Annotated in this window: 23 protein-coding genes and 1 pseudogene; 13 read left to right on the forward strand and 11 right to left on the reverse strand. The window is 58.8% G+C overall.

Annotated elements, in window-relative coordinates; all coding sequences use genetic code 11:
- The coding region (istA, locus tag AC0L3D_RS33060; protein ID WP_473647175.1) for an IS21 family transposase at positions 1-962 on the reverse strand (962 nt) is incomplete at its 3' end.
- A 210-nt stretch (positions 963-1172) separates the two neighbouring features.
- Here istA and AC0L3D_RS33065 point away from each other — a divergent pair.
- Positions 1173-1394, forward strand: a pseudogene (locus AC0L3D_RS33065) (transposase domain-containing protein); the annotation flags it as partial.
- Positions 1395-1448: 54 nt separating this feature from the next.
- Here the strand turns inward: AC0L3D_RS33065 and virG are convergent.
- Positions 1449-2174 (reverse strand): two-component system response regulator VirG, encoded by a 726-nt coding sequence (virG, locus tag AC0L3D_RS33070; RefSeq protein WP_473479361.1) that lies wholly within the window; start codon positions 2172-2174, stop codon positions 1449-1451.
- 858 nt (positions 2175-3032) lie between these two features.
- On the opposite strand from virG, the gene AC0L3D_RS33075 reads away from it, so the two are divergent.
- The 12 genes from AC0L3D_RS33075 to virB11 all read left to right on the forward strand — a co-directional run bounded on the left by AC0L3D_RS33075 (position 3033) and on the right by virB11 (position 12907).
- Complete coding sequence (locus tag AC0L3D_RS33075; RefSeq protein ID WP_473479364.1) at positions 3033-3398, forward strand: hypothetical protein; 366 nt, start codon at positions 3033-3035, stop codon at positions 3396-3398.
- A 74-nt stretch (positions 3399-3472) separates the two neighbouring features.
- The gene (locus AC0L3D_RS33080; protein ID WP_473479366.1) at positions 3473-4255 is read left to right on the forward strand and encodes a type IV secretion system lytic transglycosylase VirB1; all 783 of its coding nucleotides are present in this window, start codon (positions 3473-3475) and stop codon (positions 4253-4255) included.
- Between the two features lie 14 nt (positions 4256-4269).
- A complete protein-coding gene (gene virB2 / locus AC0L3D_RS33085; RefSeq protein ID WP_473479368.1) occupies positions 4270-4635 on the forward strand; it encodes a pilin major subunit VirB2 in 366 nt (121 codons plus the stop codon).
- Positions 4635-4961: a type IV secretion system protein VirB3 gene (locus AC0L3D_RS33090; RefSeq protein WP_473479370.1), complete on the forward strand. Its 327-nt coding sequence runs from the start codon at positions 4635-4637 to the stop codon at positions 4959-4961. Before virB2 ends, AC0L3D_RS33090 begins: the two co-directional genes overlap by 1 nt.
- Positions 4961-7330, forward strand: coding sequence for a VirB4 family type IV secretion/conjugal transfer ATPase (locus AC0L3D_RS33095; protein ID WP_473647177.1), 2370 nt, complete (start codon positions 4961-4963; stop codon positions 7328-7330). Before AC0L3D_RS33090 ends, AC0L3D_RS33095 begins: the two co-directional genes overlap by 1 nt.
- A 13-nt stretch (positions 7331-7343) precedes the next feature.
- Positions 7344-8024 (forward strand): TrbJ/VirB5 family protein, encoded by a 681-nt coding sequence (locus AC0L3D_RS33100; RefSeq protein ID WP_473479374.1) that lies wholly within the window; start codon positions 7344-7346, stop codon positions 8022-8024.
- A gap of 58 nt (positions 8025-8082) precedes the next feature.
- Positions 8083-8970 carry a type IV secretion system protein gene (locus tag AC0L3D_RS33105; protein WP_473479378.1) on the forward strand — a complete coding sequence of 296 codons (888 nt, stop codon included), beginning with the start codon at positions 8083-8085 and terminating at the stop codon, positions 8968-8970.
- Between the two features lie 27 nt (positions 8971-8997).
- Positions 8998-9156 (forward strand): type IV secretion system lipoprotein VirB7, encoded by a 159-nt coding sequence (locus tag AC0L3D_RS33110; protein WP_082827328.1) that lies wholly within the window; start codon positions 8998-9000, stop codon positions 9154-9156.
- Positions 9153-9866 carry a type IV secretion system protein VirB8 gene (locus AC0L3D_RS33115; RefSeq protein WP_473479381.1) on the forward strand — a complete coding sequence of 238 codons (714 nt, stop codon included), beginning with the start codon at positions 9153-9155 and terminating at the stop codon, positions 9864-9866. The genes AC0L3D_RS33110 and AC0L3D_RS33115 overlap by 4 nt, the downstream gene beginning before the upstream one ends.
- The gene (locus tag AC0L3D_RS33120; protein WP_473479384.1) at positions 9863-10744 is read left to right on the forward strand and encodes a TrbG/VirB9 family P-type conjugative transfer protein; all 882 of its coding nucleotides are present in this window, start codon (positions 9863-9865) and stop codon (positions 10742-10744) included. Before AC0L3D_RS33115 ends, AC0L3D_RS33120 begins: the two co-directional genes overlap by 4 nt.
- Entirely contained in the window at positions 10741-11883 is a 1143-nt protein-coding gene (gene virB10, locus AC0L3D_RS33125; protein ID WP_473479386.1) for a type IV secretion system protein VirB10, read from the forward strand. Before AC0L3D_RS33120 ends, virB10 begins: the two co-directional genes overlap by 4 nt.
- Positions 11867-12907 carry a P-type DNA transfer ATPase VirB11 gene (virB11, locus tag AC0L3D_RS33130; RefSeq protein ID WP_473479389.1) on the forward strand — a complete coding sequence of 347 codons (1041 nt, stop codon included), beginning with the start codon at positions 11867-11869 and terminating at the stop codon, positions 12905-12907. The genes virB10 and virB11 overlap by 17 nt, the downstream gene beginning before the upstream one ends.
- Before the next feature lie 127 nt (positions 12908-13034).
- Here virB11 and AC0L3D_RS33135 read toward each other — a convergent pair whose 3' ends face one another.
- The 9 genes from AC0L3D_RS33135 to AC0L3D_RS33175 form a co-directional block, all read right to left on the reverse strand.
- Positions 13035-15575: a two-component system VirA-like sensor kinase gene (locus tag AC0L3D_RS33135; RefSeq protein ID WP_473647179.1), complete on the reverse strand. Its 2541-nt coding sequence runs from the start codon at positions 15573-15575 to the stop codon at positions 13035-13037.
- 174 nt (positions 15576-15749) lie between these two features.
- On the reverse strand, positions 15750-16502 hold the full coding sequence (locus AC0L3D_RS33140; RefSeq protein ID WP_473479395.1) for a carbonic anhydrase: 753 nt from the start codon (positions 16500-16502) through the stop codon (positions 15750-15752).
- Positions 16503-16643: 141 nt separating this feature from the next.
- The gene (locus tag AC0L3D_RS33145) at positions 16644-16772 is read right to left on the reverse strand and encodes a hypothetical protein (protein WP_473479398.1); all 129 of its coding nucleotides are present in this window, start codon (positions 16770-16772) and stop codon (positions 16644-16646) included.
- A gap of 739 nt (positions 16773-17511) precedes the next feature.
- On the reverse strand, positions 17512-18264 hold the full coding sequence (locus tag AC0L3D_RS33150) for a hydroxymethylpyrimidine/phosphomethylpyrimidine kinase (protein WP_473479402.1): 753 nt from the start codon (positions 18262-18264) through the stop codon (positions 17512-17514).
- A complete protein-coding gene (locus AC0L3D_RS33155; RefSeq protein WP_473489532.1) occupies positions 18255-18860 on the reverse strand; it encodes a thiamine phosphate synthase in 606 nt (201 codons plus the stop codon). Before AC0L3D_RS33155 ends, AC0L3D_RS33150 begins: the two co-directional genes overlap by 10 nt.
- Positions 18857-19630, reverse strand: coding sequence for a thiazole synthase (locus AC0L3D_RS33160; protein WP_473489531.1), 774 nt, complete (start codon positions 19628-19630; stop codon positions 18857-18859). Before AC0L3D_RS33160 ends, AC0L3D_RS33155 begins: the two co-directional genes overlap by 4 nt.
- A gap of 1 nt (position 19631) precedes the next feature.
- Complete coding sequence (gene thiS / locus AC0L3D_RS33165; RefSeq protein ID WP_473479407.1) at positions 19632-19829, reverse strand: sulfur carrier protein ThiS; 198 nt, start codon at positions 19827-19829, stop codon at positions 19632-19634.
- Complete coding sequence (gene thiO / locus AC0L3D_RS33170) at positions 19798-20799, reverse strand: glycine oxidase ThiO (protein ID WP_473647181.1); 1002 nt, start codon at positions 20797-20799, stop codon at positions 19798-19800. Before thiO ends, thiS begins: the two co-directional genes overlap by 32 nt.
- The coding region (locus AC0L3D_RS33175) for a phosphomethylpyrimidine synthase ThiC (protein WP_473647183.1) at positions 20796-21551 on the reverse strand (756 nt) is incomplete at its 5' end. The genes thiO and AC0L3D_RS33175, both read right to left, overlap by 4 nt.

The following is a 21551-nucleotide window of genomic DNA, read 5'->3' on the forward strand; positions in this document are numbered from 1 at the left end:
AAACGCCATTCGGCAAACTCGTAATCCTCCAGTGGAAGACTGGCCAAAGCCGGGCGCTCGACGGTCTCGAAGAGCTGTCGGCGACTGACGCCCAGCCGGCGCATGACGTGGTCGTTGATGCGATCGAGCGCCTGGGCAATGGCGGCATTGGCCTCAGCCAGCGAGAAGAAAGTCTGGTTGCGCAGGCGCCCCAGAATGCAGGACTGGGCGAAACGCACTCCATTCTCCACTTTCGATTTATCCCGAGGCTTTCTTGGCCGTGCCGGAAGAACGCCGACGCCATAGTGGGAAGCCATCATGCCGTAGCTGCGGTTGATCTCGGGATCGTAGAAACTGGCGCGACTGACGCCCGACTTCAGATTGTCGGGAACGACGAGTCTGGGAACGCCGTGAAAAAAACGAAACATCCGGACATGCGAGCCAATCCAGTCGGGGAGCGTTTGCGTCCAGGTGGCCTCGGCAAAGGTGTAGCTGGACGCACCCAGCACCGCCACGAAGATCTCCCCCTCGCGGATCTCACCGGTCTTGCGATCGACAATCGGAATCTTCTTGCCGGAATAATCCACGAAGACCTTGTCGCCGGCCGCATGCTCCTGGCGCATCGTCGGTGACAGTCGCTGCTTAAATCCCCGTAGAAGTTCACAAAAGCGACTGTAGCCATAACCGTTGGGATGCGACCCTCGATACTCCTCCCACAGGATGAGCAAGGTGACGCCGGGCTTCTTGAGCTCGACCGCAAGATCGGCCCAGTTCGGTTCCGTGCGTCGTCGCGTGCCCTGTTTGACGCCGTTGCGACTGAAGAGCTTGTGCTCAAGCGCATCGTCGGTCAGCTCGCCCGGCAAGGGCCAGCTCAATCCAACCGCGGCTGCACGCTGCAAATTATCCTGCACCGTACTGCGCGCTATCCCCAATACGACCGCAATCTCGCGGGAGCTCGTCCCGCTTCCGGCAAGCCGCAGCATCTGTCTCAATTGTCTCATGGTCAGCCTTCTCTTTGCCGGCATCAAAATGTCCCCGTTCATGGCGAGGTGATTGATGCCAAAGTTGCTGACCCAGGAGGTAATCTTCAGTTCCGAAAACTGGCCGGCTTTTGATTGGAATGGTGGCCGGCTTCAAATCGGAACGGTGGCCGGTCTTTGATCGGAATGGCGGCCGGCTTCACGTCGGAATCCGCACTCAACCGCAAGAACGCGCTCTTCGCTGGCTCGACGGCGGTGCCGAACACTGGGCAGTCATTGCGTGCTGATCGAAACCTGCAAGCTCAATGGTGTCGAGCCACTCGGCTAGTCGCCGACGTCCTCACCAGGATCGTCAACAGCCATCCGAACAGCCAGATCAACGACCTGCTGCCTTTGGCCTACATCCGGGCGCCCGAGCTAAAGGCCGTGGCCTGAGAACACCGCTTACGCTTGATCAGCCTCGTCAGCCAATCTCCTGAATAGCTCCTGTCACGCGGCCAAGGTACCTCCGTAGCTAACGTCTACGTCAGCGTTGAAGAAGTACCCTGCACCACGGCATGTCTTGACTAGGCGAGGATTGGCCGCATCAGCCTCCAGCTTTCGACGCAAGCGCATGATTAGGACATCGATACTTCGATCGTACACCTCTTCTCCACGCACACGGCTCGCGAGCAAAAGCCGTTCTCTGGATAGCACGTTGCGGGGGTTCTCCAGAAATGCGATCAAGAGATTGAACTCACATGCGGTAAGCTTGACCTCGCCACGCTCCGCACAGATCAGTCGCCGCTGCTTCACGCTGAGCTTCCAGGCCCCAAAGCGAAATGAGCGCTGATCTCTGGTTCGCGGACTAGAAATGCGCTCGCGTAACGCTACTCGAATGCGGGCCAAGAATTCGCGCATCCCGAAAGGCTTGGGAATGAAATCGGTTGCGCCGAGCTCCAGTGCAACCACTTTTTCCGCCTCATCAAGCCGGTCGCCGCTGATCACTATGATAGGAACATCCGATTTTGTCGCCAGATTGCGGACAATCGCAAGTCCATCCTCCCGGCCTAGGTTAAGGTCAACAACCACGAGATCGACTGGCTCATGTGAAAGAACATAGTCAAACTGCTTGCTATCGTGGACTGCGGTTACCTTCAGGGCATGCATCGTGAGATACCCGGCGATGAGGCGCCGCATTGCGGCATCATCGTCAATGACAAGAACATGTTTCAACGGCACACCTTCAATCTTGAATCCCCTTGTCTAAACCTGTTGCCGAGCAACCCTGGGGCGCCGACGCAGAACAGCTGCCCCTTGATACCACTCGCCGTTGCGTGCGGCCAATGTGAGGCCGTGCTCGTCCTGGTCTTTTCATCCCTGGCGAATTGACCGCACCCAGGCCGCCCGTGGCCACCAGACAGGTCCAAGCGCCGAGATGACCCTGCCGTGTGGTCCTTCGCTTTTTCGCTTCGAGCTCCCCCGTTGGTGCAGGCCTGCCAATACCATTCGAGTTCGACCTCATGGATGCCAAGTTTCCTGCTATGCCCTTGCATCCTCGTCATCCTGGAGTTTGCGGACCTGGATCATCTCGACATCCTCCGGCTCGTGGATCCAGCTCGGACATGGTTGAGCAGCGCGGCGTTTGGTTGATCGGAGAGGCGGTCGGCGGAAGAAGACCGTGATTCGCTGCAGCGGCCTTGTGCCAAATAGTATGTCTCCTGCCAAGCCGGCTTCGTCCAAGGTGGCCGGCGGCCTCAAATGCTGTTCGGGCGACCGGCAGGTCGCCGGTTGCGGTGAACGTCCGGGCTAACATTTCTCAGTTACTGCAACTCCCTCCATCTGGAGGGTGTCACTATGCTTGTCCATTGCGCCGTCGCACTCCGTTAATGGCGTGCGGTTTTCTGCCGATGGGACTGTGCATGATCCACCCGTTGCCGGCGGCGGCCGAACAGCTGAACCAGGCTCGCACCAGGATGGGCTGCGCCGCCACGTCTTCCCCGTTGACCCTCGCCCCCGCGGATTTGCGCCTTCGAGCCAGCTTCGCGGACGAGCTCGCGTCTCAAGCAATGATCTGAGTGTGCAGGGCCGCGCATGGCTGCTCTTAAAGCACCGGCAGCATACCGGCAAAGTTGGGCTGCTTTATCGCCTTCGTCGATTCCCCACGGTGATCCCGAGCCTGAACAAACCCGCCAAGCTTCCCATTTTGTCCTTGGCTTGGCGCTGACAGAAGATCCCATCACCATCCATGACGACGAAGTCGCGGGCCCCGGTCCAAGAGCAACGGACGGCGGGGACGAGCAATCCTGCACAGGAGTCATCATACCAAGATGCTCCGGATGTCGCTGGCTGATCGGGCCCGCGCACTCACGCATGCGCAAGATGCTCACCCATGCTGACACGAACACGGTCTTTGCTTCAGTTGAAACCGAAAAGCTGAAATTGAACATCACAGAGTAACAAACCTCCCCGATAAGCGCGTGCCGGACAGGGCCAGAACTCGTCCGGCGGCTTGGAAAGGTAGGTGATAGGGAATGTTTATTGCAGCTTGGCCCCTGGCCATCGTCCTGTTGACATCCATGTCACTCCCAGCCGAGCCCGCGCCACTTTCTCCCCGTGAGTTCCACAGCCTGTCGCGCAAATGCGCTCCATGGGTTGCGCCGTCCACCCTCGCCGCGATTGCCAAGGTTGAAAGTGGCTTTGAAACACTGGTGGCTCATGACAACACCACAGGTGAGCAGCTTCGCTGGATAGATCACCTGGAAGCCACGCGGGGCATCAAGCACCGCCTCGAAGCACAACATTCTGTCGACGTTGGATTGATGCAGATAAACAGCAACAACTTTCCCATACTCAATCTCACGCCGGAAAAGGCTTTCGAGCCCTGCGCCTCGCTTTCGGCTGCCGCCCACTTACTTGAAAGCCGGTATGCCGGCGGCGCGACTGCTTTGGCGCAGCAACTGGCGCTTCGCCGTGCCATCTCGGCCTATAACACGGGCGACGTCACGCGTGGCTTCGCCAACGGTTATGTACGCAAGGTCGAGTCGGCCGCAAAGGACATGTCAAGTCTCCTTGAGCGAACGCTGGAGCCCACCGCTCAAGATGTGCCAGACCTCGAGGCACCCGGTCGGAAAGACGTGCCGCCTCTGCTCCAACAGAGCCAACAGGCCAATAGAAAGCAGCCCAACCAAAATTCCTGGGACATCTGGGGCTCCTATCAGTCAAACCGCTCCGGGGCCGATCCCTCCGGTCCGACAGGCAGCCAGGCTGCGGAAGAGCGGGAACCCTCGAACCCGAACAAACTCGTATTCGATTGAATCATGGAGATGCAATGATGAAGCCACTCAAAATATTTCGTGCGTTTAAAACGCGTGTTCCTTTGCCTTTTTTCATGCTGCGCATGGCGGCTGAATATGTACCGGCCGCTGCTGCGGGCGTTGCGTGGACGGTCTTGTCCAGCGGGCCAGCCGCGGCCCAGGTGACCGGAGGGACGGATCCTGCCAAGATGGTCCAGAATATCTGCACCTTCATACTTGGCCCCTTCGGACAATCGCTGGCCGTGCTCGGACTCGTGGCCATCGGTATCTCCTGGATGTTCGGTCGTGCTTCACTTGGCCTGGTTGCGGGCGTCGTTGGAGGAATCGTCATCATGTTTGGCGCCAGCTTCCTGGGCAAGGCGCTCATAGGCGGCGGCTGATGAGCGACCGGTTGGAAGTGAGCACCCTCTATGTGGCGGCGACACGCCCCGCACTTTTTCTGGGGGTGCCGCTGACGCTGGCCGGAGCGCTCATGATGTTGGCGGGGCTCGTCATCATTATCCTTAAGAACCCACTTTATGAAATCGTGCTCGTGCCACTCTGGTTCGGAGCACGGCTGATCGTTGAGCGTGACTATAACGCCGCAAGCGTCGCGTTCCTCTATTTGCAGACCGCCGGCAGAAGCGTGGACGGACAGGTCTGGGGCGGCGCGAGCGTCAGCGCCAATCCGATCAGAGTGCCGAAACGCGGAAGAGGAATGGTGTAATGTTTGGCGCCAGTGGCCGGACCGAGAGATCTGGCGAGATCTACCTTCCGTATGTCGGTCATCTAAGCGATCAGGTTGTCCTTCTGGAGGACGGATCGATCATGGCCATGGCACATGTGAACGGGCTGCCGTTTGATTTGGAGGACGCTGAGATGCGCAACTCGCGCTGCCGCGCGTTCAACACTCTCTTGCGCAACATCGCCGACGACAATGTCACGCTATACGCCCATCTTGTGCGAAACAACGATGTGCCGGAGCCGGCATCGCGCCAGTTTCAAAGCGCATTCGCTGACAGTCTGAACGAGGCCTATGAGAGCCGTGTGCTGTCGGGCAAGCTGTTTCGCAACGATCACTTCCTCACTGTCGTCGTGTTCCCCCGCACCGCAATCGGCAAGATCGGCTGGCGCATTGCCAAATCCCCCAGACGCAATGACAACGATCTGGCCACACAAATTCGAAGCCTGGAGGACCTCTGGCAGATCATTGCTGGGTCGCTCGGCGGTTACGGTCTGCGCCGGTTGGGTATTCGTGAGAAAGGCAACGTGCTCTTCACGGAAATCGGTGAGGCGCTTCGGCTGATAATGACGTGCCGGTTTCTCCCGGTTCCGATGGTTACCGGCTCACTTGGCGCCTCGATCTACACTGACCAAGTCATCTGCGGGAAGCGGGCGCTTGAGATTCGACGACCCGGGGGCAGCTCCGTGGGATCATTGTTTTCGTTCCGTGAATATCCCGCGACCACGCGGCCAGGCATGCTAAATCCCTTGCTGTCCGCCAACTTTCCGCTTGTCCTCAGCCAGAGCTTTTCCTTCCTCACTCGGCCACAAGCTCATGCGAAGCTTAGCCTTAAGTCCAGCCAGATGACGAGCGCCGGCGACAAGGCTCTCACCCAGATCAATGAACTTGCCGAGGCAGAGGACGGACTGGCAAGCAACGAGTTCGTCATGGGTTCGCATCATCTGAGCCTGTGCGTCCATGCCGACAGCCTCAACAGCCTTGCAGATCGTGCAGCAAATGCGCGCGCAAGGCTGGCCGACGCGGGCGCCGTTATCGTCCAAGAGGGTATCGGCATGGAGGCCGCGTACTGGTCCCAACTTCCGGGGAACAACAGGTGGCGCACACGCCCGGGGGCGATCACCTCGCACAATTTTGCCGGGCTTGTGTCATTTGAAAACTTCCCAAGCGGTTCCACTTCCGGCCACTGGGGCAAAGCGGTTGCGCGCTTTCGCACGAACGGTGGAACTTCTTTCGACTACATCCCCCATGAGGATGACGTCGGCATGACGGCGATATTCGGGCCCGTCGGCAAAGGCAAGACGACGCTGATGACCTTTATCCTCGCGATGCTTGAGCAAAGCCTGGTCGATCGCGATGGTGCCATCGTATTTTTCGATAAGGACCGGGGTGGTGAACTGCTGGTGCGAGCCACGGGGGGGACATATCTAGCCTTGCGCAGAGGCGCTCCGAGCGGCTTGGCCCCCTTGCGTGGACTGGACAACACCTCCGCCTCGTTGGACTTTCTGCGCGAATGGTTGATGGCCCTAATCGAGAGTGACGGCCGTGGTCCGATCTCGCCGGAGGAAAGCCGTCGACTAGAACGTGGCATTGTTCGTCAACTTTCGTTCGAACCCGTCATGCGCTCAATTGCGGGCCTACGCGAATTTCTGCTGCACAGCCCCTCCGAGGGCGCAGGAGCACGGCTGCAGCGGTGGTGTAGAGGGAATGCGCTTGGATGGGCCTTTGACGGCGATGTCGACGAAGTAAGACTGGATGCCTCCATTACAGGCTTCGACATGACGCAGCTCCTGGAATTTGAGGAGGTCTGCGCGCCGGCTGCCGCATATCTTCTGCACCGCGTGGGCGCTGTTGTCGATGGCCGTCGGTTTGTCATGAGCTGCGACGAATTTCGCTTCTATCTGCTCAACCCCCAGTTCTCGGCTGTGATCGACAAGTTCTTGCTCACCGTCCGCAAAAACAACGGGATGTTGATACTCGCAACGCAGCAGCCTGAACACGTGCTTCAATCGCCCCTCGGAGCTAGTCTCGTTGCACAATGCATGACGAAGATTTTCTACCCATCACCGACGGCGGATCGGGCTGCGTATGTCGATGGCTTGAAGTGCACCACGCAGGAGTTCGAGGCAATCCGCCAGGGAATGGCAATTGGCAGCCGCAAGTTTTTGCTCAAGCGCGACAGCGGGAGTGTTGTTTGCGAATTCGACCTTGGGCAGATGCGCGAGTATGTAGCCGTACTCTCGGGGCGGGCCAACACCGTGCGCTTTGCCGACCAGCTTCGTGACCAGTACGGAGATGCCCCAAGTGGGTGGCTCGACAAGTTCATGGCTCGTTACCACGAAATTCAAGACTGACGGAGGAATATTCATGAGATTTGCCAAGCTTGCAGCAACAACGCTTGCTGCTTCCTTTCTGCTTAGCACACAGGCCCGGTCGCAATTTGTCGTCAGCGACCCGTTAACAGAAACACAAGTGACCTTAACAGCGGTTTCCAATGCGGCGATCCTTGAGAGGTCAATCGCGACGCTCGCTACCACGATCGAAATGGTGGATATGCTAAAGTCGTCATTCGGTGTCACAGGACTGTTGGGCGCACTGAACCAAGGAAATCACTACCCGTCGAGCAATAAGCTGGAGGGGCAGATGTTTGATGCTCGGGCGCCAGTTTCGACCATGGCGCGTAACATTGCGCAGGACCCAACTCGGATAGTCACCGGCACCGATGCAGAAGGGAAACTGTTAGAGGGGCAAATCGCTGGTGCCGCCAATGCCGCAGGTCTTGCAGCCGACACTCTGGACGTAATGGACAAGCGCCTTAGGGCTAACGACAACACGCTTGGTCAGCTTTCCAGCTCGAGAAATATTGTGCAGGCCACCGTGACCAACGGTCTGGTCCTCAAGCAGATTCACGATGCGATCATCCAAAATGTCCAGGCCACCAGTCTGCTGACGATGGCCACTGCACAAGGGAGCCTTCACGCAGTGGAGGAGGCCGCCACGCAGCGTCGGGAACGCCAGGACACCGCCAAGATGTTCAGCCTGCCGTGAACCACACAGAGTTCATCCGGCTCAACTCCGCTGATCAGGGACAAATCAGGCTCATGCCATGAATTTCAGCATTCCCGCGCCATTCACGGCCATACACACGGTCTTTCATGTGGCCTTCACGTCAGGGCTGCACAACGTGCTTGAAAAAATCCAAGAGGCGATCAGCGCGCCTCTGGTTGCTTGTGTGACGCTTTGGATAATAATCCAAGGCTGTCTGGTCATGCGTGGTCAAGTCGATGCGCGTGGAGGTATCTCTCGCGTAATCATGGTGTCGATTGTCGTCGGCCTTATCTTAGGGCAGGCCAACTACCAGAAATACATTGAAACGGTGTTCGACGACACGATTCCAAGGCTTGCTCACCAGATGAGTAGCAGCGACTTACCCTTCGTCGATATTCCCCGGAAGCTCGACTGGATGTTTGCTTCAACTCAGTATGCCTTTCAGATGATTGCATCCGAAATCGGGCCTATGAACGGCCAGGACACACTTGCTTTCGAGGGAGCGCAATGGATTTTCTACGGCTCGCTGTGGACAGCGTTCGAAATCTATGATGCCGTTGGAATTTTGACGAAGGTGCTCTTGGCGATCGGCCCCCTGGTTCTTGTCGGCTACCTTTTTGATCACACTCGAGACATGGCTACCAGATGGATCGGCCAACTTGTCTCGTACGGGCTGCTGCTTCTCCTTCTCAACATCGTTGCGACGATAGTTATCGCGGCCGAAGCAGTCGCGCTGACAGCCATGCTTGTTATGATCAAATTCTCGAGCACGACAGCAGCCAAGATCATCGGGCTTTACGAGATCGACATGCTTTTCCTGGCTGGCGACGCTCTGATCGTCGCACTTCCGACGATCGCCAGCAGCATCGCCGGCGGCTCTTGGTCAGGGGCGAACCGAGCTCCAAACAACCTCAATCGCTACTTTGCCAAAACGGCACGTGGTTAATCAATCAACAAGCGCGGTATCAAAAACATGAAACGCTATCTACTGTTGTCAATCCTCGCTTTGGCGGCCTGCAAGACAACCGATCGGCTTGCGACCTGCACGGGTACGCCATTCCAACTGAACGCGGGACAATGGGAAACCACACCTGAGGATCTTCAGGTTGAGTGTACGGAAGAGCCCAAGTGAAATTTCCTGAACATGCCCTTCTGGTGGAGAGAGAAACGCTAGCTGCTCACTACAAGAAGGTGGAAGCGTTTCAAACTTCACGAGCGAAGTCTGCGCGGCGCCTGTCAAAGGCCCTTATAGCCTTTGCGGCAGCGGCGGTCCTCGGAAATGTTGCCCAGGCATTTACCATCGCTGCCATGGTCCCGTTGGCCAAGCTCGTACCTGTGTTCCTCTGGGTGCGGCCGGACGGGACCGTTGACAGCGAAGTGTCAATCTCTCGACTGCCCGCAACTCAAGACCGAGCAGTCATAAATGCTTCGCTGTGGGAATATGTACGCCTGCGCGAGGGCTACACAGCAGATACAGCCCAATACGCCTATGACCTCGTGTCCAGTTTCAGCGCACCGGCTGTGCAACAGCAATATCAAGATTTCTTCAACTATCCAAATCCCACCTCGCCGCAAGTCACGGTCGGCAAGCGCGGCAAGCTCGAGGTCGGGCATATTTCCTCAAACGACCTCAGTCCCGACGTTCAACAGATCCGATACAAACGTATGCTTGTTGTCGATGGGCAGATGCCGATAGTGACCACATGGACAGCTACCATCCGTTACGAGCGCCTGACGGGTCTGCCTGGCCAATCGAGGCTCACCAATCCGGGAGGTCTACTCGTCACCTCCTATCAAGCCTCGGAAGATACCGTATCGAACCTGGGCTATGCGCAGCCATGACAAAAAGAGCATTTTTCGCGCTGGCCTGTTCACTCCTCTTCGCGACGGAAGCGTGCGCGGAAGACACGCCACTTGCCGGCAAGCATGATGCGCGGATGCGCTACCTGGCTTACCGTCCCGACGAAGTGGTGCGCCTATCGACCGCAGTGGGGGCAACGCTGGTTGTCACATTCGCGGCCAACGAGACCGTCGCAGCCGTGGCCGTTTCCAATAGCAAAGACCTGGCTGCGCTCCCGCGCGCCAACTATCTCTTTTTTAAGGCTAGCCGGATGCTGTCGCCGCAGCCGGTCATCGTGCTGGCCGAGAGCGAGTCCGGTACACGCAGATACGTCTTCAGTATTTCAACCAAACCGATGCCAAAACTTGATGAGCAGCAACCAGACCTATACTACAGTGTGCAGTTCACCTATCCTGCTGATGAGGCTGCTGCTCAGAGAAAGGAAGCAGAAAGGCGCTCGATTCTTGGCCAGGCCCGGGCGAAAGTGCTGCAAGACCAGAGAGTTCAGGATTTGTTGAATCGGCCCGCCGCAACTGCCAGTCCGGACGAAAGCAATTTTCACTACGTCGCAAAGGGCGATCGATCGCTGGCGCCGCTGGAAGTTTTCGATAATGGCTTTACGACCGTATTTGGCTTCGCAAGCAATTCCCGCATACCCTCCCTCTACGTTATCAATCCCGACGGGAAAGAAGCCGCTGCCAATTACACGGTCAAAGGGGACTATGTTGAAGTATCCGCAGTCGCCCGGGAATGGCGTCTGAGAGATGGCAATACGGTCTTGTCCATTTTCAACAGGGCTTATGATCCTGTGGGACGAGCGCCAGTGACCGGTACAGTGACACCCGACGTGTGGCGCGTTTTGAAAGGCTCGGGCCGATGAATGAAACCGGCCCACAGTCGGGACATGATGTCCATGCATCCGGATCGATGGTCTCGGAGCCGGCCCGCCGGCATGTTTCGGGATTGCAGAAGTTGGCCGTCGCTGCTCTTGTTCTCGTCTCATCTCTATCGCTCATCTGGCTCGGAGGTCGTCCCGGCACACAAGACGATCCGTCTCAGCCAAAACCGCCAATTGTCGCCAACGCCGAGCCATTCCGCCCTGTGCCAATTGAGATTGCTCCCGAACCTCCAGCACCCGTACAGGCGGCCCAGGCAGGAGATCCTGCGCCATCCGCGCCGCCCCCACCGGCGCCAGCTGATCCGCCGCCCGAGGAAACGCCAATTTTCGCCTACAGTAGCAGCAGTCAAATGCCCAATGACGGTCAGCGGAGCGAAGACAACCATAAGGATGCTCCCGCGACCGCGGATGAGATTTCAAACGGTGGCGATCTGTCAGGCCGATTGAAGCCAGATATACAGGAGCCGAGCCGGGCCACACTTATGCCGCACCCTGATCTCGTGATTACTCAAGGAACGATCATTCCGTGCATTTTGCAAACGGCAGTCGACACAAATTTACCCGGCTATGTGAAGTGCGTCTTACCTAAAGCCGTCCGCGGCGCCACCAACAATGTCGTGCTCTTGGATCGCGGGACGACCGTGATTGGCGAGATCCAGCGCGGTCTCCAGCAGGGGGATGCGCGTGTCTTCGTGCTATGGACGCGCATCGAAACACCTGACCATGCCCTCGTTTCGATAGCATCGCCGGGCGCTGACGAGCTCGGCCGCTCCGGAATGCCTGGCACGGTGGACAATCACTTCTGGCAACGCTTTGGCGGAGCGATGCTCATGAGCGTCATCCAAGGCGCGTTTCAGGCGGCCGGTCAATACGCGGCCAGCTCTGGCGGAGGAAGCGGCATCAACAGCTTCCAGAGCAATGGCGGACAAGCCGTCGAGACGACACTGAGAGCGACGATCAACGTTCCGCCAACTCTGAAGAAAAACCAGGGAGATGCTGTATCCATCTTTGTGGCTCGGGACCTCGATTTCTCAGATGTATACGATCTTAGAGCGACCGCCGTGGCGCCAGCCCCCCAACATCGCGAACGCCGGAGAGACAACAATGCGATCGGAGGCTGATCCTCAATTGCGTTTGCTTCTCGACCCCGTTCTGAAATGGCTTGAGGAGCCAAGGACCGAAGAGGTCGCTATCAACCGGCCTGGGGAAGCCTTTGTCCGACAGGCCGGCGTTTTCACGAAACATCCGCTGCCGCTATCTTATGACGATCTGGAGGACATCGCGATCCTCGCTGGAGCGCTGCGCAAGCAAGATGTCGGACCGCAAAGCCCCCTCTGTGCGACTGAGCTGCCGAACGGAGAGCGGCTGCAGATCTGTTTGCCGCCAGCTGTTCCCTCAGGAACAATAAGCCTGACGATACGGCGTCCCTCAAGTCGTGTGACCGAACTCAAGGAAGTTTCTTCTCGCTACGAATACTCGCGTTGGAATCAATGGCGGTCACGAAAGGAGCGCCAAGAGCGGCAGGACGAAACGATTCTTCAGCACTACGACCATGGTGACTTGGAGCAATTTTTGCAAGCGTGCGTTTGCGGGCGGCTCACGATGCTGCTTTGCGGACCTACTGGAAGCGGCAAAACGACAATGAGCAAGACTTTGATCAACGCTATACCCCCGCAAGAGAGACTGATAAGTATCGAGGACACGCTCGAACTTGCAATCCCGCACGAGAACCATGTCCGGTTACTCTATCCGAAGGACCGAGCAGGCGTAGGTGCGGTGACAGCCGAGCAACTGTTGCAAGCCAGCTTGCGCATGCGCCCTGATCGAATATTGCTTGGCGAGATGCGCGATGATGCTGCTTGGGCCTACCTTAGCGAAGTCGTCTCCGGCCATGCGGGATCAATATCAACGATTCATGGGGCTGATCCGGTCCAAGGCTTTAAAAAGCTCTTTTCACTCGTCAAGAGCAGCCCGCAAGGAGCCGCTGTGGAAGACCGCACGCTTCTTGACATGCTGTCGGCTGCCATTGACGTCATTGTACCGTTCCGTACCCAAGGCGAAGTGTATGAGGTGGGAGAGGTATGGCTCGCCGCCGATGCCCGGCGACGGGGAGAGACAGTAGCCGACCTTCTTAACAAGCACTAAGGCTAGCTAGAACAGCGTCTCGGGATCGATAAGTCGATTGTGATGTGACGCGTCATTTTGTTCTGCTTCGATGTCTTTTTGACGGGCCTTCTCAGATTGCTTGGGTAGCCTGAGCGAGTCGGCGGCATCATGCCATCATCATTGTACGAATTGCATGCTCCATTGCCCTGGACGAGACCGGCTTCGCTAGCCAAAGGACGAAGGCCTGATTATCAGATGTGACCGGCATGGGGTCGATTTCACCGACAACTATGACAGGCACCGTCATGAGGGTGGGGCATACGGATTCGGCCTGTCCTCGCTCGAGGAAAGGCGTTTTACCCAAAATTAGCAGGTCAGCTGCCTTCCCGCTCTCGATCCAGCCGCAAAGACTTTCGAAGGTCGCGAAGCCGACCGGCTTATAACCCAGCGCGGCGACCTCGTCCTTGTAGATCTCCAACTCTGCTGGATCGGGCTCGACGACTGCAATGATTTCTCCGTTGCCGAATGATCCGTCGTATGGACCGAAAGCGATGCCAGCGCTGACTGGCTCCTCCTCGGAGGCCGGTAAGTAGATATCAAAGCGCGTACCTCGGCCAACAGCCGAGGTGACGTCAAGGCATCCTGCGAGCGCGCTCACATGGCTGTCCACTGCAGCAAGACCCAGTCCGGTCCCGCCGACGCGAGAGCGCGTGGTAAAAAAGGGCTCAAAGATATGCGGAAGTACCGAACTTGCGATCCCTGGGCCATCGTCGCTGATGGAGAGGAGAACGTAATCTCCCGGTCTCAAGGTGCCCTGAGCGAGCGGCTTCGTTTGACGGACGTGGGCGCGAGAAACGCTAACCTCGACACGGCCCTCATTCAAGAGAGCCTCCGACGCGTTCTTGCACAGATTCATAAGAATCTGCTGTAGCTCGGTTGGGCTGCCCTCGATTACCGTTTGCCACTCGTTGATCTTGAAGTTCAACTGAACATCCGCACGAACTGTAACCCTCAGCAATGGCGCAAGATCCATTACAATTTCGGAGACATCGAAAGGCATTACCGCGCGCTTCCGGTTCCGGCTTAGTGACAAAATCTGGTCAACGATCAGCTTGGCTCGGTTGCCGGCCAAAATGATTTGGCTGATGTGGCTCCGAATTCTCGATGGGCCGCGCACAAGACGTTTGGCTATCTCTGCGTAGCCGATTATTGCTCCTAAAGTATTGTTGAATTCATGTGCAGCGCCGCTTGCGACTGTGCCGACCGTCCTCAGCCTTTCCGCATGCTCCCTTTGACTCACGAGAAGGTTGCGTTCCGCGTGTACACGTTGCATTTGAAGATGGTTGCTTAAACGCACAGTGGCGCTGCCAAGAACCTGGAGGTCGTCTGCTGAGGGGAGTGAGCGATCTCCTTCAAAAACAAGGATGCAAACCGCAGCCTGCTGATCGGAGGCCCTGCAACCAACAATTTGACAAACACCCGAAGTGCCTACGGCAGTCCGAACCACTTGCGGCGCCGGAACGACGCGAAACACTGGCTGTCCTGCGTCGATAAGTGAGACGACTTCGTCGATAAGCGCGGCGTTCCAGACGCGCATGCGCGTGTTCGCCACAAAGCACTCGGTATGCCTGCTGAGACTCGGATCCACCAGAGCAAGCGCGCATTGATCCGCATCGAAAACGCGTTTAACGACTCTAAGAGCTGCTTCGGTGGAGAAGCGCAGCGAGACGTTCGTTGCTTGACTGTCGTTGAAGCGAGCTTCGATCTCACTCATTGCCGCTTCAAGCTCCAACCGCCTTTCCAACCGTTTCGTGCGCACATGCAGCCTGGAGGCCCGAACGATCCCAAACAAGCAGAGGCATATGGACACCGAGCCAAAGAAAAGTCGCGTATGCTGCGCTTGCGAGCTGGCCAAGCTATAGCCTTTCAGATGTTCTCGCTCCAGTTCAGCGGCCTTGGCGCGCGTGTCGAAGGATGCGATCCGATTGGCAGCGCGGTCCAACCTAGACATAGCCGACAGGACAGCGCGGCCCTTGCGGACAACATCCTCGGCGGCTTGGTCCTGTCTCGGAGCAAGTCGGTCGAGAGACCAATCGATCTGTGATGCGAGGCTGAGTCCCGGCCTGGCCGAAAACTGAAGGATCAGATTGGAAAGTTCACGCCTGCTTGACGGTGCCCCCTCAAGGCTATTAGCCGAGCGAGCAAAGTCTGCGAGAGAGCTTTGCATAAGCTCATTTTGCGCGGCCAAGGCTGCGATGGCAGCCGCTGTGTGTTCGATGGACTTTTTGAGCTGTGCAAGCAATCTGGAGTGCCCTCCGGAGCTCTCATCTGGCGAAATCTCGAGATGGCCTTGCAAGTTTTTAAGATTCCTTTGCAATGCCTGTCCGGTAGAAGCAACCGAACGGTAGTCCAATACGATATCGGTCCGAGCGCGGTCGACGTCGCGCTGGAGCAATGCGGAGTTGATCTGAATCGTTCGCAGCTCGCTTAGGGCCGCCTCGTTGATCTGGGGGGCCTGCCTTTGTGTCCCGACCAAGAGCACAAACCAGGCCGCTAGTACGATTACAAATACTTTGTCGGTACTGAGCCATTTTTCCCAAGGAAACGGCGTTTGATCCGCGGTGCACGCCTTGCGAAGGTCCAATCTGAATTCTAGCTCCCCATCCCTTCGGTGTGCTGCCGGATGCTGTTGGAACAGGAAAGCCACGTGTACCTCTCCCTCATAAAGACGGTTTAAGATCGTCGCCCACTTGGTCTTGATCCGCTCCCAGGACGAGGATGAGCTCCCAAAGGGCCTCAGCGACGCGGAGCGCATCCTCACGATATTGGGGATTAGACGTCGATATAGCGCGCCAGCCTGGCCTCGCCCGTGACGGGGACCTCAGCCGAGGCCTAGGATGAAGCGCCGATTGGGTGAACGGATAGGCCGCGCGTTCAGGGGGTAGAGTGAGGTAAATCGCTCCATGTCTGCCGGGTCGACCTCAACCGGTTCCGTCGCCAGCATCCACTCGACGTTTTCGGTGCATGGCGGAGTCGTCAAGGATCCCGCATACGTCCAGTAGCCAAGTGAGGCCGGTAGAAGCCCGTTGGGCTCGACCTCGTCGACCGCTGTTTCCTCACCTGAGATTGCGGGAAATGCTGCGGCAAGGCTGGCGAAGCTGGCATTTATCGCGCCTGGCGCCAGAAACACGCCCAGCACACCCAGAGTGTCGCTGTCGGTGTCCTTATGGACGAAATGCGCTTCCATCGGAAAATTCTTGCCTGCCACGTAGTGTTCGCTCGGCGCATGGAAATGGAACTGTACCAGTTCGTAGACACGATCCCCGCGGGTGAGGGTGCTGCCTTGCGGCAGGTTGACTTGGATGGTGTGGCCGTTGTTCACCATCCTGCCGCCGGCCTTGTGCCAACCTATGGCGATGTGCGGAATATCCGCTTTGACCGCGCCCTTGATATCGATCGGCGATTGCTGCGTGCCCGCCGAGCAGACGAAATTTCCCTTGTCCAGCTCGCCCCAGTGTTCGGGCCCGGCCGGGCCGGCATATCCCCAATGGGTGCCCGCCGCCCCCGCGGCATCGGCGCAAATGGAACACGCGCCGAGTGCAACGAACCCTTTGATCAGATTACGACGATGCATATTGCTTTCGCTCCTGGACGTGAACTGGAGTTTATCATTTGCGGTTGGCATGGCGGGAACTGCGGTCGCAACTGTGATGTGGCAACATCATCGCAACTACGCCGAACAACTCGGCATACGACCAGAGCATCGCGCAGGGCTTCACGTCGGCGCATAGACGACATCCTCGTCGGGGCCGCCGCTGAGCTTGTCATTGTCCTCACCGACGGTATGCGGTTTGTAGCGGCCATTCCGAGCTATCTGCGCCGAATACGTGGTCGTTGCCTCCACGACCACCGATTACCCTGGGTATCCCAGATCGCATCCTCGGCCTCGTGACGCCTTCATATTCATCATCCGTCGACTAGAGAAATCGATTGCTTCAATTAAGAACATTCACGTTTTGGATGCATTCACGCGTAATCCGCGGCACTTCTGAGGACGCCTCACTTCGGCGGGCTTGCTATTGAAGCGTTCGCCTCCTCAAGCAGCTCAGGGCCGCCCCCGTGTGGAAGCTGGTGCCCCGAGTCTCGATGCGGCAATCGCGACCGCATCAAGCGAGCACCCGCCATCGTCGCCTCGGAGCCTCTGGTCGACGGGGTAGCGTTTTGAGTGGCAACGGCCGAAGGTGCGCTGCTGCCACGGCAGCTTTCCACTTCAGCTGGCGTCTCGAGCGCCTGTCGCAACACCTCACCTATTGCCAGCCAGCAGGACGGCACGACTACTCAGCCAGCATCGGCGCGACGCTGACCACACCGATCTATTCGGATGGCCGCACTTCGGCGCTTGTACGACGGAATAAGGAATCGCCCAATCAGGCCCGGATCGATACCTACGGTGAGGACAATAACAAGCTCAGCGGCGCCCCGACGAGGAGTCGGCCGCGCTCTGGTCCTCAGCAAGTGACTGCAGCATGGACCACGTACACCACAGCCCGACTTGCCTTGAATGGCGTCGTCGAGCAGCGATGTCGGCCAGCGCACCACGCTCGACGTTCTCAACGCCCAGGCCGTAGTCATCACCGGCAAGATCAATCGTGCCGAAGCCTCTCGAAAACAAACAGCTTGCCTTCGCGCACGCTGTCTTCGAGCGGCTTCGCCTTCGCCAGATGCGCCGCAATCGCGCTGGCCAGCACGCAACCTGTTCCGCGCATCGATGCGGCAAGGCGCGGTGCATCGAAGGGGATGGGTTCATGACCGGAGCGTAACAGAATATCGGTCGATCGGGGTCCCGACGCATGCCCACCCTTAATCAGCAGGGCTTGAGCACCGACGGCCAGCAGTCTTTGTCCTTGTTGGAGCGCTCCGTCCTCATCCACTGCCAGTTCGGAGCCAATAAGGAGCGCCAGTTCAGGGAGGTTGGGCGTGACAATGCAGCAAAGTGGCATCAGATCGCGCTTCATGGCATCGATAGAGCCTGCTTCCAGAAGTGCGTGGCCTGAAGTGGAGGCCAGCACAGGGTCGAGTACTGCCGGCACTTGCCCATTTTCGCGCAGCACCGCCGCAACGGTAAGGATGGTCTCGGCTGTTCCGAGCATGCCGATCTTGATTGCCGCCACTTCGTTGGCCTGCAGCGCGGCGTGCATCTGATCGGCCACCAGGCTTGGTGGCGAACGATTAATTTCCATGACGGCGTCGTGCGTTTGCACCGTCAGCGCGGTGACAGCAAGACAGGTGCGCACGCCAATGGCAGTGATCGTCTCGATGTCTCGTGCTATTCCAGCACCCCCGCTGGAATCCGATCCGCCGACGACAAGCACATGGGGTTCGCGCCTCAGCGCCATGGCTTTGTCTTTTCGATCCACTCGCGTGTTCGCGCTTCCGGGTCGGGATTCAATGTAATGTCGGTCACCACGGCGGCGCTGTCCGCACCGGCACCGAATACATCCTCGAGCCGGTTGGGATTGAGGCCGCCGATCGCGACCAGGGGTGTCGGCGCGATCCGGCGCTTCCATTCACCGAGCCGCTCTAGCCCTTGCGGCGTCCACTTCATCCTCTTCAAGATGGTGGGATAGATCGGACCGAGCGCAATATAGTCGGGCTCCGCAAACATGGCCGTTTCCAGCTCGACATGATCATGCGTGCTCAATCCGAGCCTGACGCCGGCTGCCCGTATCCTCGAGAGGTTGGCGGTTTGCAAATCCTCCTGGCCGAGATGCACGAAATCGCAGCCTTCCTCGATTGCCAGGCGCCAATGATCGTTGACGACGAGCTGGCATTTGTGTTGGGCACACAAGGCATTCGACTTGCGGATCTCGGCGCGCAATCTGGTCTCATTCATGCTTTTGATGCGAAGCTGAACCTGCTTGACGCCGATCGGCGCCAACCGTTCTATCCAGGCAGCGCTGTCGACGATCAGGTAGAAGGGATCGAGCTTCATGAAAAAACTGCCCTGCCGATGGTCGGCGTCGATGGTTCGGCAACCTCGCGCGGTTCGAGCATTCCCGAGCAGAAAGCTTCACGGCCGGCTTCGACCGCCTTGCCGAATGCTCGTGCCATGCCGACGGGGTCGGCCGCCTTGGCGACAGCGGTGTTCAGGAGCACGGCGTCAAAGCCGAGTTCCATGACGGTCGCCGCATGCGACGGCCGCCCGAGGCCAGCGTCCACAATCAGCGGGACGCCGGGGAAATGTCCGCGCATCGAGCGCAGCGCAGTTATGTTGATCGGTCCGAGGGCGGAACCGATCGGTGCGCACCACGGCATCAAGACCTTGCAGCCCGCCTCCAGCAGCCGCTCGGCGACAACACGGTCGTCGGTGGTATAGGGGAATACCGAAAATCCATCCTCGCACAGGATGCGGGCGGCTTGGACCAGTCCGAACACATCAGGCTGCAGAGTGTCGTGGTTGCCGATCACCTCGAGCTTGATCCAGGTCGTGTCGAACAATTCGCGCGCCATTCTCGCCGTCGTGACCGCTTCCTTGACGGAGTGGCAGCCGGCCGTGTTGGGCAGGATTCTCATGCCGAGCGAGCGGATCAGCGACCAGAATTTTTCGCCAGCCCTGCCGCCTGCCATCTCGCGGCGCAAGGAAACGGTTACCACCGCCGTGCCCGACGCCTGGACCGCATCGGCAAGGATGGCCGGCGAAGGGTATTGAGCCGTGCCGAGAAGCAGGCGGGAAGGAAGCGTCGTCCCGAGAAGTTCGAACATGCTAGCCTCCCTGCATCGGCGAGAGGATTTCGATGCGGTCGCCGTCGCTCAACCGGAATTCCGCCCGGCTGGCTTTGTGCACGAGGTCGCTGTTGACGGCGGTCGCCAGCCAATCGCCTTCATAGTCGAGCGCGGCAAGCAGTTCGGCCAGGGTTGAGGCGTCAATCTCAAGCGCTTGGCCGTTCACGATCAGTTTCATTGGCAGGCTCCAAGGATTTGTCGTGACTGAAGACGAGTTCGGCCGCCTGGCGCGCCATGGCGGGCGCGAGAAGAAAGCCATGGCGATAAAGCCCGTTGATCGCGACGGTGCTTTCGCGTGCTTCGACACGCGGCAGATTGTCGGGAAAGGCTGGGCGGACGCCGACACCGGTTTCAACGATCTCGGCCTCGCCAAAGGCCGGATGGAGGGTATAGGTCGCGCCCAAAAGCTCCATTATGGAACGCGCCGTGACCCGTCCAGCGGACTGGCTCTCGATCATCGTAGCGCCGGCCATGAAATGGTGGTCAGTGCGCGGCACTACGTAGAGCGGAAAGCGCGGATGAAGCAGCCGGACCGGGCGCAAGAGCGAGACATCGGGCGTGCGCAGGATCAGCATCTCGCCGCGAACGCCGCGCAGTCGGTCGTCTTCCGCCGCGATGCCCGTGCAGTCGATCCGGCGATCGAAACCGCAAACATGCCGGGCCTTGGCGCCGAAGTGAAATTCGACTCCCATGGCTGCGAGTTTGTCGTGAAGCGCAGCCATCGCCCGGCGCGGGTCGAGATGGGCTTCGTCGGGGAAGAACAGCGCACGGTGGAAATGACCGGCGAGGTCCGGCTCGAACTGTGCGATTTCGTTTTCATCAACAGGCCTGTACCCCGACGTGCGACTGGCAAACCGGTCGAGCTCGGCCGCATCGCGCTGCGCGGCCACGACCAGTGTTCCGGCCCGCGTCACCTGCCCGGGCGTTGCCGTATCCCACCAGTCGGCGGCGTCGCGTCCGAGATCGAGCACCGGCTGCTCGGCGCTTTCACGTTCGCACCATGGCGCCAACATGCCGCCGGCGAACCACGACGCATTGCCGCCGAGGCTATGCCTCGTCTCGGCAACCGTCACTGCCGCGCCGCGGGTGGCCAGCTCGAAAGCTGCGGTGAGGCCGGCGACGCCGGCCCCTTTGATCAACACCTTCATGACGGCTCATGCGCCTCCGGCATGGGCGGGGCGCTGGTCTCGTCCGCTGGCACGTAGAGATCGCCGCCCTCGCGGTATTTTGCGGCCATTGCCGCCATGCCCTCTTTCTGTGCCTCGGCGCGGATATCGTGGGAAATGCGCATTGAGCAGAATTTCGGGCCGCACATCGAACAGAAATGTGCCAACTTGTGCGCCTCCTTGGGCAAGGTCTGGTCGTGGAAGGACCGCGCGGTCTCGGGATCGAGCGACAGGTTGAATTGATCCTCCCAGCGGAACTCGAAGCGCGCGCGGGAAAGGGCATCATCCCTGAGTTTCGCCGCCGGGTGTCCCTTCGCCAGGTCGGCGGCATGCGCGGCTATCTTGTAGGTGATCACGCCAATCTTGACGTCGTTGCGATCGGGAAGGCCGAGATGTTCCTTCGGCGTGACGTAGCAGAGCATGGCCGTGCCGAACCAGCCGATCATCGCCGCCCCGATACCTGAGGTGATGTGGTCATAGCCCGGCGCGATGTCGGTCGTCAGTGGTCCAAGCGTATAGAACGGCGCCTCGCCGCAAACAGCGAGCTGCTTGTCCATGTTCTCCTTGATCTTGTGCATCGGTACGTGGCCGGGCCCCTCGATCATCACCTGGCAATCCTTGGCCCAGGCGATCTTTGTCAACTCGCCGAGCGTATCCAGTTCGGCGAACTGCGCCGCGTCGTTGGCGTCGGCGATCGAGCCGGGACGAAGGCCGTCGCCGAGCGAGAACGACAC

Source organism: Mesorhizobium sp. WSM4837 (genome assembly GCF_055811435.1).